This is a genomic window from Candidatus Pelagibacter sp. PS_11, from assembly GCF_059417975.1.
The window spans coordinates 113993-127361 of record NZ_CM182075.1; the positions used below are offsets into that span (position 1 = coordinate 113993).

The following is a 13369-nucleotide window of genomic DNA, read 5'->3' on the forward strand; positions in this document are numbered from 1 at the left end:
TTGATATTGAATTAACTTTATTAATTATTAACTATAAACCATGATCAAATACAAGCTCATATGTAAAGATTGTGAAACTACTTTTGATAGTTGGTTTTCATCGTCTAAGGAATATGAAAAACTTAAAAAGAAAAAATTCTTAAATTGTCATTTTTGTAATTCTTTAAATGTTGGAAAGGGTTTGATGTCTCCTAATGTGAGTACTTCAAAAAATATTTTAACAGACATTGATTCATCCAGTGAAAAATATAAAGAAATAAAAAAAACAATTTATAAATATCAAGAATTTATAAAAAAAAATTTTGAATATGTGGGAGAAAATTTTGCTTATGAGGCAAGGTCTCTACATTATAAAGACAAAAAAAAAGCCAAAGGTATTTATGGTACCGCAACAAAAAAAGATCTTAACGAATTAAAGGAAGAGGGTATAAAAGCAGAAATACTGCCTTGGATAAAAGATACTACGAACTAATTTTTTATAAATTTTGTAATATAATTAACAGAAGTATCATTTGTTACTTTCCAGCTATTATCTAATATATTAAAATTCATTCCATCTAATTTTTTAAGAGATAGATTGTTTTTTTTACTTATATCTATTAGCTCACTAGGTTTAACAAATTTTTCCCAATCATGTGTTCCAATTGGAAGCCATTTTAAAATATATTCAGCACCCACTATTGCAAATACATAAGATTTTAATGTTTTGTTAAGAGTTGCGATAAACATTATTCCATTTTTTTTCAATAATTTTGAACTTTCTTTAATAAAAAAGTCTATATCATTAACATGTTCAACTATTTCCATGTTCAAAATTACATCAAATTTTTTTTTATCTTTTAACATCTCTGGAGATGCAACTTTATAGTCAATCTTAAGTTTATTTTTTTTTGCATGAAATTTTGCAACTTCAATATTTTTCTTTGATGCATCAATGCCAACAACACTTGCTCCTAGTCTGCACATTGGTTCAGATAATAACCCTCCACCACAACCAATATCAAGTAATTTAATATTTTTTAACGGCTTATCAGATGATCTAATTTTAAAATCTTTGATAATATTTTCTTTTATATATCTAATTCTTATTGGATTAAAATTATGCAATGGTTTGAATTTACCATTAGGATCCCACCATTCTTCAGCAATTTTGGAAAATTTCTCAATTTCTTTTTTATTTATTGAATTCATAATAGATAACTTGTGGACATAACAATTAAGATGTATTTTATCAAATATAAATTACAAAATTATCAATGAAAACTGTTGTATTAAAGTTCGGTGGAACCTCCGTTGGAAGTATAGATAGAATAAAGAGCGTAGCAAAAATTATTTCCTCTTACAAAAAGAAGAAAATGGGTGTCATTGTGGTTTCATCTGCAATGAGTGGCACAACCAATGAATTAATAAAAAAAACAAAAGAATTAAGTAATATCTTTGATGCGGCAGAATATGATGTTTTGTTAGCAACAGGAGAGCAAGCAACTTGTGCATTAATTGCTGGTAGATTAAAACACCTTGGTTTTAAAGCTAGATCATGGATGTCTTGGCAGCTACCAATTATTACAGAAGGACCTTATAGCTCTTCAAGAATTAGCAAAATCAATAAAGGAAAAATACTTAGTTTTATGAAATCAGGTGGAATACCTATCATAACTGGTTTTCAAGGCATTAACTTAGAAAATAGACTTACAACACTGGGCAGAGGTGGAACTGATGCATCAGCAATAATGCTTGCAAAATTTTTTAATACTGATGCGTGTGATATCTACACTGATGTAGATGGTGTTTATACTACAGATCCAAGAAATCATTCTAAAGCCAAGAAAATTCATAAAATTTCCTACGATGAAATGTTAGAGATGGCATCATTAGGCGCAAAGGTTATGCAACCTACATCTGTGCAAGATGCAAAACTAAATAATATTAATTTTTCAGTTAAATCTTCATTTCAAAAAAAGAAAGGCACATTAATAACTGGTACAAAAAAAACCTTCAGTAATCAAATAATAACTGGAATTACTTCTACAAAAAATGATTCTAAAGTTACGATTGTAGGTGTTAAGGACAGACCAGGAGTAGCAGCTGCTGTTTTTAAACCATTATCACTTAATCAAATTAATGTTGATATGGTAGTTCAAAATATTTCTTTAAATGGAAAAGAAACAGACTTAACTTTTACAATTAAATCTGAGGATGTAAAAAAAACAGAAAAAATAATTAAACAAAATAAAAGAATTTCATTTAGAAAACTTACGTATGACAATAATGTTTCAAAAGTATCTATTATTGGTGTGGGTATGATTACAACACCAGGAATTACCTATAGAATGTTCCAAGCTTTGGCTTCAAAAAAGATTAACATAATGGTTATTTCAACTTCTGAAATTAAAATTTCAGTTTTAATTTCAAATAAACAGATAAAAAAAGCAGTAGCAGTGCTTCACAAAGAATTTAAGTTAGATTAACTTATGAGCTTAAGACCATTTAGAGACATTCATAGAAAAAAAACAAAAGTAATAAATGTTGGTGATGTAAAAATAGGTGGTGACAATCCTATTTCTGTTCAATCAATGACCAATACCTTAACAACCGATATTCAGGCCACAATAAAACAAATTAATGATATTCATGAAGAGGGTGCAGATTTGGTTAGAGTTTCTTGCCCAGATGAAGAGTCTTCATTAGCTCTTAAAGAAATTACAAAACATGTATCTGTTCCAATAATTGCTGATATTCATTTTCATTATAAAAGAGCAATAGAAGCAGCTGAAAATGGAGCAAAATGTTTAAGAATTAATCCAGGAAATATTGGTGATAAATTAAAAATACACGATGTACTTAGTGCTGCTAAAAATAATGATTGTTCTATTAGAATAGGTGTTAACGCTGGCTCTCTTGAAAAAGATATTTTAGAAAAATATAAAGAGCCATGCCCAGAAGCTTTAGTTGAAAGCGCACAAAGGAATATTAAGATTTTAGAAGATCAAGATTTTTTTAATTTTAAGATAAGTGTAAAATCTTCAGATATATTTTTATCTATTGCAGCGTATCGTCAACTATCAAAAGTTACAGATTATCCGTTACACCTAGGGATTACAGAAGCTGGAAGCTTTGTATCAGGCAGTGTCAAGTCATCAATAGGTCTTGGCTCACTTTTAATGGATGGAATAGGTGATACTATAAGAATTTCTTTGTCTGATGATCCTGTTAAAGAAATTAAAATTGGTAATGAAATATTAAAGTCACTTAATTTAAGAAATAGAGGTGTAAAAATTATATCTTGTCCATCATGTGCAAGACAAGCATTCCAAGTAATTGACACGGTAAAAATATTAGAAGATAAACTAGCTCACATCAAAACCCCTTTAACATTATCGATTATTGGCTGTGTAGTTAATGGACCTGGAGAAGCAGCGATGACAGATATAGGAATTACTGGAGGCGGTAAGGGTAATAATATGCTTTATTTATCTGGCATTCAAAGTGAAAAAGTTTTATCAGAAGATATAATATCAAGAGTTGTAAGTGAAGTTGAAAAAAAAGCTGCTGAACTTGATAAAAAATTATAAATACAATGATACCTCTAAAAACTATTGAAGATTTAATATCTAAGCATTCTGTTTTAGAGAAAGAATTATCATCAGGTGAAGTGGATAAAAAACTTTTTGCTGAAAAATCAAAAGAATACTCGGATTTAAATGAGGTAATTGATGATGCTAGAAAATATTTTTCTTATGAGGGAGAAAAAAAAGATCTAGAAAAAATATTAAGCGATTCTAGTAGTGATAATGAGTTTAAAGAAATGGCTGAAGTAGAATTAAAAGATTTAAAATTAGAAAACGAAACTATAGAAAAAAAATTAAAACTATTTTTATTACCAAAAGATGAAGCAGATAAAAAAAATGCAATTATAGAAATTAGAGCAGGCACAGGAGGATTGGAGGCAAGTTTATTTGCTGCGGATCTCTTTAAGATGTATGAAAAAGTTAGTCATCAAAAAAAATGGGAATTAGAATTAATAAGTATGTCTCAGAGTGAGGCAGGGGGACTGAAAGAAGTTATTGCATCAATTAGGGGAAAAAATATTTATTCAACATTAAAGTATGAAAGTGGAGTTCATCGTGTTCAAAGAGTTCCAGATACAGAAACTCAAGGGAGAGTTCACACTTCTGCTGCAACAGTGGCCGTACTACCAGAAGCAGAAGAGGTTGATATAAAAATAAATGATTCAGACTTAAGAATTGATGTATTTAGAGCTGGTGGCCCAGGTGGGCAATCTGTTAATACAACTGATAGTGCCGTGAGAATTACTCATATTCCAACTGGATTATCTGTATCTCAACAAGATCAAAAATCACAACACAAAAATAAAGCAAAAGGGATGTTAATTTTAAGATCAAGACTTTATGAATTAGAAAGATCAAGAATAGAGGGCGAAAGATCAGAGGATAGAAAAAGCAAAATAGGAACTGGAGACCGCTCTGAAAGAATTAGAACATATAATTTTCCACAAGGAAGAGTAACAGATCACCGTATTAATCTAACCCTACACAAACTTGAAGCTTTTTTAGAAGGCGAAGCCTTTGATGAAATGGTAGAAAGCTTAACGCTACAAGCACAAGAAGAAAAATTGAGCAATCTTAATTAAAATGAATATAGAAAATATTCTAATTGAGGGAATCAGCATCCTACAAAAAAATAAAATAGCCAATCCTCAACTTGATAGCGAGATATTATTATCCAACTCGATTAAAAGAGATAAAAAGCATATTATTTTAAATCCTAAAGAAGTTTTGAACTCAGAGCAATTAGGAAAATTTAAAAATTTAATTGAAAGAAGAAAAAAAGGTGAACCAATTGCTTATTTAATAAATAAAAAAGAGTTTTGGAAAGATGAATTTTTTGTCAATAAAGATGTGCTAATTCCAAGACCTGATAGTGAATTAATAATAGAACAGGTTTTAAAAATTTATTCAAAAGATGATCAACTACAAATTCTCGATATTGGAACTGGATCTGGATGCATACTTTTATCTATATTAAAAGAGAGATCTAATTTTTATGGAACTGGAATAGATATTTCTAAAAAAAGTATAAATGTAAGTAAATTTAACGCAAAACAACTAAACTTAACTAATCGAGTAAAGTTTTTTCACTCAAGTGTTGACAATTTTAATAATGGCAAATATGATATCATTGTTTCAAACCCTCCATATATTGAGCAGTTAAGTTTAAAATATTTGGAAAAAGATGTAGTTAATTTTGAGCCAAAGTTAGCTTTAAGTGGTGGGTTTGATGGTTTTTCAAAAATCAGAAAAGTAATCAATAAAACAAGTAATCTGATTAAGAAAAATGGTAAATTTATTTTAGAAATTGGTTTTAATCAAAAAAATAAAGTTATAAAAATATTAAAAGAAGAAGGTTTTTACGTTAACAAAGCCATAAAAGATTATGGCAACAATGATCGCTGTATAATCAGCACTAAAATTTAAATTGAAAAAATATTATGGTAACATTTAGAAGTAATAATAGTAATAATAATAGAAGACCTCCATTTAGAAGCAATAATAATAGAAGACCTCCATTTAGAAGCAATAATGAAGGGTCAAAATTTTCTAACAATGATAATTTTCAAAGAAAAGTTCCAGGTAGAAATAATCACAATGCAGTTAAACTTATTGAAAAATACAATGATTTAGCGAGAGAAGCTTTAGCTAATGAAGATAAAATTTTATCTGAAAATTATTTTCAACACGCGGATCACTTTACAAGAGTTCAAAACGAGCAAGAAAGCCTTAGAATGGCTAGAGCAAATTCATCTGCAACTGCAACTATTAAGCCACTAGTTTCAGAAAAAAAAGTTGAAGAAACTATCAAAACTGAAGCTGAAACGGTTAAAAAAGAAGTAACTGAACCTGAAGTTAAAAAAGTTGTAAAAAGTGTAGATAAAAAAGTGGTTGAAAAGAAAGTCGCTGCTAGTTAATTTTATCCAATAATTAATTCTGATTTTAAAACATCTAATTTAATTTTTTCTACCTCAAATATTTCTCTTTCTTTTCCTTTAAGAGTTTTACCAGAAGGCAACTTTAATTTTTGAGAGTTAACTTTTTTTCCATTTACAACTACTTCATAATGTAGATGTGGACCTGTAGATTTTCCAGTCGACCCGACATAACCAATTATCTGACCCTGTTTTACTCTTACTCCCTCTTTTATTCCTCTAGCAAAATTTTTCATATGAGCATAAATAGTTTCATAAGTTGAATTATGTTTTATTTTAATACAATTTCCACCACCACCACACCATCTTGCTCTAGTTATCAGTCCACTTCCAGATGCCATGATAGGAGTGCCCATTGGGGCTGCAAAGTCAGTTCCTCTATGCATTTTATTAAAACCATCTATAGGATGTTTTCTCATTCCAAATGCAGAAGAAAGTCTTGCACCATTAATAGGAGTTTTCATCAATGCTTTTTCAACACTCTTACCATTTTCATCATAGTGTCCTTCACTTCCTTTTTTTTCAAAATAATATAATGCATTATTTTTTCCACTTAGTTTTAGATCTGCAAAAATTATATTACTTGTCTCAAATATTTTACCATTATCATCTTCAAACACTTCATACATGATTTGAAAATTATCATTTTTTCTAATATCTCTTTGAAAATCAACTTGGAATCCATAAATTCTTGCGAACTCAATAATCACATTTGGCTGAATTTTCAAATCAATAGCTGTTTTATATAAACTTTGTGTAATTTTTCCTTCTTTAAAAATAATTTTTTTATTTAAATTTGTAATAATTATTTTTTTTTCAAAAAGGTTATTATCTAGATTTCTTGTTAATTGAATTTTTTCTGTTCTAGAAACTGGAAATAAAAAAGAAGTAATTTTTTTATTATTTGATTGGTCAATAGTAATTTTTATTTCAAGATTTGGCTGAAGATTATTTATATTATAATCCGAATTTAATTTTTTTTTGATCTGATTAATTTCTTCATTTGGTATTGAATAATTATTTAAAATTTTATCAAAGGTTTCACCACTAGAAATTTTATGTTCAATATTTTTATATCTTGGAACTAGATTGTCAAAAATTTGATTAATACTTTTTTGGAAATAAATATTATTTATTAAATTTTTGTAATTTTCATTTATTAATATTTTTTTTTCGTTATAGATACTGGTGCTTAAAATCGTAATTAACAATAGTAAGAAAAGAAAAGTAATTTCAATGTTTTTTTTTATTATTTTTATTATTTTATTTGAACTAAATATCATCTTGAACTTTGAATTATTAATTTAGTAATGACTAAAAATCAAAAAAAACCTAGTATTTATTGATATATTTGAGCATTTATTTAAATGCTAAATGCTTGATTTACTTTTATTTTAGCTTATAAGCAGCACACTTTCTCAGTAAAATTATTGTTTACTCAATAAATTAGTGAGGATTATTGGGCGTTTTAAACCCAATTAGCTATTTAAAAAGTAAAAATTTAAGAAGAGAAGTGTGGACGGTTAAGGTTACCAAAATTTGTCGTACACACTTCAAAATCGTATGGATTGTATTCTTACAATTTATATATGAAGCTAGTGTGCGCCGTTTTTTAACTTGAGAGTTTGATCATGGCTCAGAACGTACGCTGGCGGCACGCCTAACACATGCAAGTCGAACGAAGTAGCAATACTTAGTGGCAGACGGGTGAGTAACATGTGGGTATCTACCCTTTGGCCTGGAATAACACGAGGAAACTTGTGCTAATACCGGATAAGTCTTTACGGAGAAAGCTTTATGCACCATTGGATGAGCCCGCACTTGATTAGTTTGTTGGTAGGGTAATGGCCTACCAAGACTATGATCAATAGCTGATTTGAGAGGATGATCAGCCACATTGGGACTGAGACACGGCCCAAACTCCTACGGGAGGCAGCAGTGGGGAATCTTGCACAATGGAGGAAACTCTGATGCAGCGATGCCGCGTGAGTGAAGAAGGCCTTTGGGTTGTAAAGCTCTTTCGTCGGGGAAGAAAATGACTGTACCCGAATAAGAAGGTCCGGCTAACTTCGTGCCAGCAGCCGCGGTAATACGAAGGGACCTAGCGTAGTTCGGAATTACTGGGCTTAAAGAGTTCGTAGGTGGTTGAAAAAGTTGGTGGTGAAATCCCAGAGCTTAACTCTGGAACTGCCATCAAAACTTTTCAGCTAGAGTATGATAGAGGAAAGCAGAATTTCTAGTGTAGAGGTGAAATTCGTAGATATTAGAAAGAATACCAATTGCGAAGGCAGCTTTCTGGATCATTACTGACACTGAGGAACGAAAGCATGGGTAGCGAAGAGGATTAGATACCCTCGTAGTCCATGCCGTAAACGATGTGTGTTAGACGTTGGAAATTTATTTTCAGTGTCGCAGGGAAACCGATAAACACACCGCCTGGGGAGTACGACCGCAAGGTTAAAACTCAAATGAATTGACGGGGACCCGCACAAGTAGTGGAGCATGTGGTTTAATTCGAAGATACGCGCAGAACCTTACCAACACTTGACATGTTCGTCGCGACTCTAAGAGATTAGAGTTTTCGGTTCGGCCGGACGAAACACAGGTGCTGCATGGCTGTCGTCAGCTCGTGTCGTGAGATGTTGGGTTAAGTCCCGCAACGAGCGCAACCCTCACTTTTAGTTGCCATCATTAAGTTGGGCACTCTGAAAGAACTGCCAGTGATAAGCTGGAGGAAGGTGGGGATGACGTCAAGTCCTCATGGCCCTTACGTGTTGGGCTACACACGTGCTACAATGGCATCTACAACAGGAAGCAAAACGGCAACGTTAAGCAAATCCCGAAAAGATGCCTCAGTTCGGATTGCACTCTGCAACTCGAGTGCATGAAGCTGGAATTACTAGTAATCGTGGATCAGCGTGCCACGGTGAATGCGTTCCCGGGTCTTGTACACACCGCCCGTCACACCATGGGAGTTGGTTCTACCTTAAGGCAAGGTTTTAAACCCTTGACCACGGTATAGTCAGCGACTGGGGTGAAGTCGTAACAAGGTAGCCGTAGGGGAACCTGCGGCTGGATTACCTCCTTTCTAAGGATGAGTGAAAGTAAAATTTCACTCTAAATAATATACATCGGTAATGTTGACCGTCCTCATTTCTCTTCTTAAAGTAATGTTTCCTTCTTGTAGGGCCGGTAGCTCAGTTGGTTAGAGCACACCCTTGATAAGGGTGGGGTCGAAAGTTCGAGTCTTTCTCGGCCCACCATACTTAACTGGGGGATTAGCTCAGCTGGGAGAGCGCCTGATTTGCATTCAGGAGGTCAGCGGTTCGATCCCGCTATCCTCCACCAGGAAACATTTAGTTATTAAAACTGTAAATAAAAATAATTTATATCAATATCTATATCCGAACATTAAAAGTTATTATTTAATGTTCAAAATAAAAATTTGATCACAACATAGATAAATTTTCTGTTAAAAGAATTTTTTTCTGTGCATAAATCAAGCGTTTAAGGGCGTGTAGTGGATGCCTTGGCACTGAAAGCCGATGAAGGACGTGATATACTGCGATAAGTTTCGGGGAGCTGTATGTAAGCTTTGATCCGAAAATTTCCGAATGGGGAAACCCACCACTTTATGTGGTACTTTAAACTGAATACATAGGTTTAAAGAGACAACCTGGAGAACTGAAACATCTAAGTAACCAGAGGAAAAGAAATCAATTGAGATTCCGTTAGTAGTGGCGAGCGAACGCGGAGTAGGCCAGTAGTTTTGTTAGAAAAATTTGAATAGTTTGGAAATGCTAACCATAGAGGGTGATAGTCCCGTATGAGTAATGTTTAACAAAATTCTTGAGTAAAGCGGGACACGAGAAATCCTGCTCGAATATAGGGGGACCACCCTCTAAGCCTAAATACTCTTCAGTGACCGATAGTGAACTAGTACCGTGAGGGAAAGGTGAAAAGAACCCCTATTAGGGGAGTGAAATAGAACCTGAAACTGCATGCCTACAATCAGTCCGAGCCCTTTTTAGGGTGAGGGCGTACCTTTTGTATAATGGGTCAGTGACTTAATTTATTAAGCAAGCTTAAGCCATCTAGGTGTAGGCGCAGCGAAAGCAAGTCTTAATAGGGCGATTAGTTTAATGAATTAGACCCGAAAACGAATGAGCTTACCATGAGCAGGTTGAAAGTTGGGTAACACCAACCGGAGGACCGAACCAGTTGACGTTGAAAAGTCTTTGGATGACTTGTGGTAAGGGGTGAAAGGCCAACCAAATTCGTAGATAGCTGGTTTTCCGCGAAAACTATTTAGGTAGTGCGTCGAATAAATAGATGTTTAGAGGTAGAGCACTAAATGGGCTAGGGGGAAGAGATTCTTACCAAACCTAATAAAACTCCGAATGCTAGACATTGTTCTTCGGCAGACAGACTGTGGGTGCTAAGGTCCATGGTCGAGAGGGAAAGAGCCCAGACCACCAGATAAGGTCCCAAAATCATGATTAAGTGTGAAAGGATGTGGAAATTCCTTAACAGCCGGGAGGTTGGCTTAGAAGCAGCCATCCTTTAAAGATAGCGTAACAGCTCACCGGTCTAATAGAGTTTCTGCGCCGAAGATGTAACGGGGCTAAAATCATGTACCGAATCTGTGGCTTTGCAAAGTTTTCGAACTTTGTAAGGGGTAGCGGAACGTTCTGTAAGCCTGCGAAGGGATACCCGTGAGGGATCCTGGAGGTATCAGAAGTGCGAATGCTGACATAAGTAACGATAAACGAAGTGAAAAACTTCGTCGCCGAAAATCTAAGGGTTTCTATGCAAGGTTAATCCGCGTAGAGTTAGTCGGCACCTAAGGCGAGGGCGAAAGCCGTAGTCGATGGAAACAAGGTTAATATTCCTTGACCTGATGGTAGTGACGGATTTCGTAAGTTGTGAGTTCTTAATGGATTGAACTTGCTGCGAAGAGGTCCCAAGAAATAGCTCCATCATGAAGACCGTACCCGAAACCGACACAGGTAGATTAATAGAGTATATTTAGGCGCTTGAGAGAATGATGTTGAAGGAACTCGGCAAAATGCTTCCGTAACTTCGGGATAAGGAAGACCCTTTTGTAGGCAACTATAGAAGGGTGGCACAAGCCAGGGAGAAGCGACTGTTTATCAAAAACACAGGGCTCTGCTAACACGTAAGTGGATGTATAGGGTCTGACGCCTGCCCGGTGCTGGAAGGTTAATGCGGTTGGTGCAAGCTAACTTCTGAAGCCCCAGTAAACGGCGGCCGTAACTATAACGGTCCTAAGGTAGCGAAATTCCTTGTCGGGTAAGTTCCGACCTGCATGAATGGCGTAACGATTTCTCCGCTGTCTCCAACATCAACTCAGTGAAATTGAATTCTCCGTGAAGATGCGGAGTTCGCGTAGTTAGACGGAAAGACCCCGTGCACCTTTACTGCAACTTTACATTGGTGTTAGGAAAAACATATTTAGCATAGGAGGGAGACTTTGAAGCAAAGGCGTCAGCTTTTGTGGAGTCACCAGTGAAATACCTCTTTTGTTTTTCTTGACATCTAACCGCTAGCCGTCATCCGGCAGCGAGACATTGTATGGTGGGTAGTTTGACTGGGGCGGTCGCCTCCCAAATAGTAACGGAGGCGTGCGAAGGTAGGCTCAGAACGGTCAGAAATCGTTCGTAGAGTGCAATGGCATAAGCCTGCCTGACTGTGAGACTGACAAGTCGAGCAGAGACGAAAGTCGGTCATAGTGATCCGGTGCTTCTGAGTGGAAGGGGCATCGCTCAACGGATAAAAGGTACGCCGGGGATAACAGGCTGATACTGCCCAAGAGCTCATATCGACGGCAGTGTTTGGCACCTCGATGTCGGCTCATCACATCCTGGGGCTGGAGCAGGTCCCAAGGGTTTGGCTGTTCGCCAATTAAAGTGGTACGTGAGCTGGGTTCAGAACGTCGTGAGACAGTTCGGTCCCTATCTGCTATGCGTGTAGAAGAATTGAGAGGAGTTGACCCTAGTACGAGAGGACCGGGTTGAACATACCACTGGTGGACCTGTTGTGGCGCCAGCCGCAGTGCAGGGTAGCTAAGTATGGAAGAGATAACTGCTGAAAGCATCTAAGCGGGAAACTCACCTCAAAACTAGTTCTTCCTATAGAGCCGTGGTAGACCACCACGTTGATAGGCTGGATGTGGAAGCGCAGTAATGCGTGTAGCTGACCAGTACTAATAGCTCAATTGGCTTGATTTATGCACTGAAAAAAATTTTTAGATATAAAAAATTGGTATTTAGGTAGTTTTTTAAAATAAATTCATTTTCAATGAATAATTAATGAAGATAAAATTAAAAGCGGCAATTATCATTCTTGTCGGACGACCTTTATTATTTAAAAAAACTCTAAGATTATTTTACAAAAATTGGAATAAAAAATATAATTATCCAATATTTGTTCACACGTTTGGTAATGTTTTTAATGAATCACAAAAATTATACTTTAAAAAAAAGTATAAAAATATTTATTTTGAAACTATTTATCCAGCAATACCCAGCCACATAAAAAAAAAAGAATTATTTTATTATAGATTCTATAATAACTTTGCCTACCAAAGTTTTAACCCACAGAGACTAGGTTATCTTCATATGTGTAATTTTACTTCAAACATTGCATCATTTGGAAAAACTGGATGTTTAGGTCTAGGATTAAAAAAATATGACTATTTGCTAAGAATTGATGATGATTCGTGGTTTAGAAAAAAAATTCCTTTTGATTTCTTTAATAAGTTAAAAAAATATCCTATGGCAACCGCAAGATTGGATAAGACACAAAACAGTAAAATTCATCTAACAAGAGAAAAACTATTTTTTTTCTTAAAAAAATTTATAAAAAAAAATAAAATTAATGTTGCTAACTATGAATTGAGATTAGCATTGAATTCTGGAGATGAAAAAAAGTTATTTAACTTGCCATACAGTATGGGGAACTTTGACCTTTATAATATGAAGTATTTTAAATCAAAACAATTTAGTAAATTTATAAATGCAGTTAATGCATATGGGGGAGTTTATAAGTATAGGTGGGCTGATTATGATTTGATAAATTTATATTTATATTTATATCACAAAGATCCAATAGCTAATTTAAATTTATCTGAGAAAATTTATAAGTCTTCACATATAAAAAGTAAAAAAATTTTACATACTGAACATAAAGGTGTTTTCGGTTTTTCTCTTCCTAGGCTGGTTAGTAATATAAATTTTCTATTATATAAAAGACTTATGAGATTATTCTATAATATTAACTTATTAAAAAAAAATAAAACTTATTAAAGGTCTAAATTTATCATTTTAAATACTAATTGTGACA

The 13369-nt window shown here is 34.0% G+C and carries 9 protein-coding genes, 2 tRNA genes and 2 rRNA genes; 11 read left to right on the top strand and 2 right to left on the bottom strand.

From position 1 onward, the window contains the following. Positions 1–40: 40 nt before the first annotated feature. Entirely contained in the window at positions 41–472 is a 432-nt protein-coding gene (locus AC5SLT_RS00585; RefSeq protein WP_011281766.1) for a DUF1178 family protein, read from the top strand. Here the strand turns inward: AC5SLT_RS00585 and ubiG are convergent. Then, positions 469–1191, bottom strand: coding sequence for a bifunctional 2-polyprenyl-6-hydroxyphenol methylase/3-demethylubiquinol 3-O-methyltransferase UbiG (ubiG, locus tag AC5SLT_RS00590; RefSeq protein WP_011281767.1), 723 nt, complete (start codon positions 1189–1191; stop codon positions 469–471). The two genes, AC5SLT_RS00585 and ubiG, sit on opposite strands and share 4 nt — an antisense overlap. Before the next feature lie 65 nt (positions 1192–1256). On the opposite strand from ubiG, the gene AC5SLT_RS00595 reads away from it, so the two are divergent. The 5 genes from AC5SLT_RS00595 to AC5SLT_RS00615 are packed head-to-tail and all read left to right on the top strand — an operon-like array spanning position 1257 to position 5986. Continuing rightward, on the top strand, positions 1257–2468 hold the full coding sequence (locus AC5SLT_RS00595; protein ID WP_494591999.1) for an aspartate kinase: 1212 nt from the start codon (positions 1257–1259) through the stop codon (positions 2466–2468). Positions 2469–2471: 3 nt separating this feature from the next. Further along, on the top strand, positions 2472–3572 hold the full coding sequence (gene ispG, locus AC5SLT_RS00600) for a flavodoxin-dependent (E)-4-hydroxy-3-methylbut-2-enyl-diphosphate synthase (RefSeq protein ID WP_494592000.1): 1101 nt from the start codon (positions 2472–2474) through the stop codon (positions 3570–3572). Positions 3573–3577: 5 nt separating this feature from the next. After that, positions 3578–4651 carry a peptide chain release factor 1 gene (gene prfA / locus AC5SLT_RS00605; protein WP_271564949.1) on the top strand — a complete coding sequence of 358 codons (1074 nt, stop codon included), beginning with the start codon at positions 3578–3580 and terminating at the stop codon, positions 4649–4651. 1 nt (position 4652) lies between these two features. Beyond that, positions 4653–5495, top strand: coding sequence for a peptide chain release factor N(5)-glutamine methyltransferase (gene prmC, locus AC5SLT_RS00610; RefSeq protein ID WP_494592002.1), 843 nt, complete (start codon positions 4653–4655; stop codon positions 5493–5495). A gap of 14 nt (positions 5496–5509) precedes the next feature. Beyond that, complete coding sequence (locus tag AC5SLT_RS00615) at positions 5510–5986, top strand: DUF4167 domain-containing protein (protein ID WP_494592004.1); 477 nt, start codon at positions 5510–5512, stop codon at positions 5984–5986. Between the two features lie 2 nt (positions 5987–5988). Here the strand turns inward: AC5SLT_RS00615 and AC5SLT_RS00620 are convergent, their stop codons facing one another. After that, on the bottom strand, positions 5989–7287 hold the full coding sequence (locus AC5SLT_RS00620) for a M23 family metallopeptidase (protein ID WP_494592006.1): 1299 nt from the start codon (positions 7285–7287) through the stop codon (positions 5989–5991). A gap of 330 nt (positions 7288–7617) precedes the next feature. On the opposite strand from AC5SLT_RS00620, the gene AC5SLT_RS00625 reads away from it, so the two are divergent. From AC5SLT_RS00625 to AC5SLT_RS00645, 5 genes are all read left to right on the top strand, one after another. Next, positions 7618–9092 (top strand): 16S ribosomal RNA (locus AC5SLT_RS00625). Positions 9093–9190: 98 nt separating this feature from the next. Beyond that, positions 9191–9267 (top strand) — tRNA-Ile (locus AC5SLT_RS00630). A 9-nt stretch (positions 9268–9276) separates the two neighbouring features. After that, a tRNA-Ala gene (locus tag AC5SLT_RS00635) sits at positions 9277–9352 on the top strand. A gap of 149 nt (positions 9353–9501) precedes the next feature. Then, a 23S ribosomal RNA gene (locus AC5SLT_RS00640) occupies positions 9502–12255 on the top strand. Together the 16S and 23S rRNA genes with 2 tRNA genes alongside form the textbook arrangement of a ribosomal RNA operon. A gap of 81 nt (positions 12256–12336) precedes the next feature. Then, positions 12337–13332: a glycosyltransferase family 15 protein gene (locus AC5SLT_RS00645; RefSeq protein WP_494592008.1), complete on the top strand. Its 996-nt coding sequence runs from the start codon at positions 12337–12339 to the stop codon at positions 13330–13332. Positions 13333–13369: the final 37 nt, after the last annotated feature.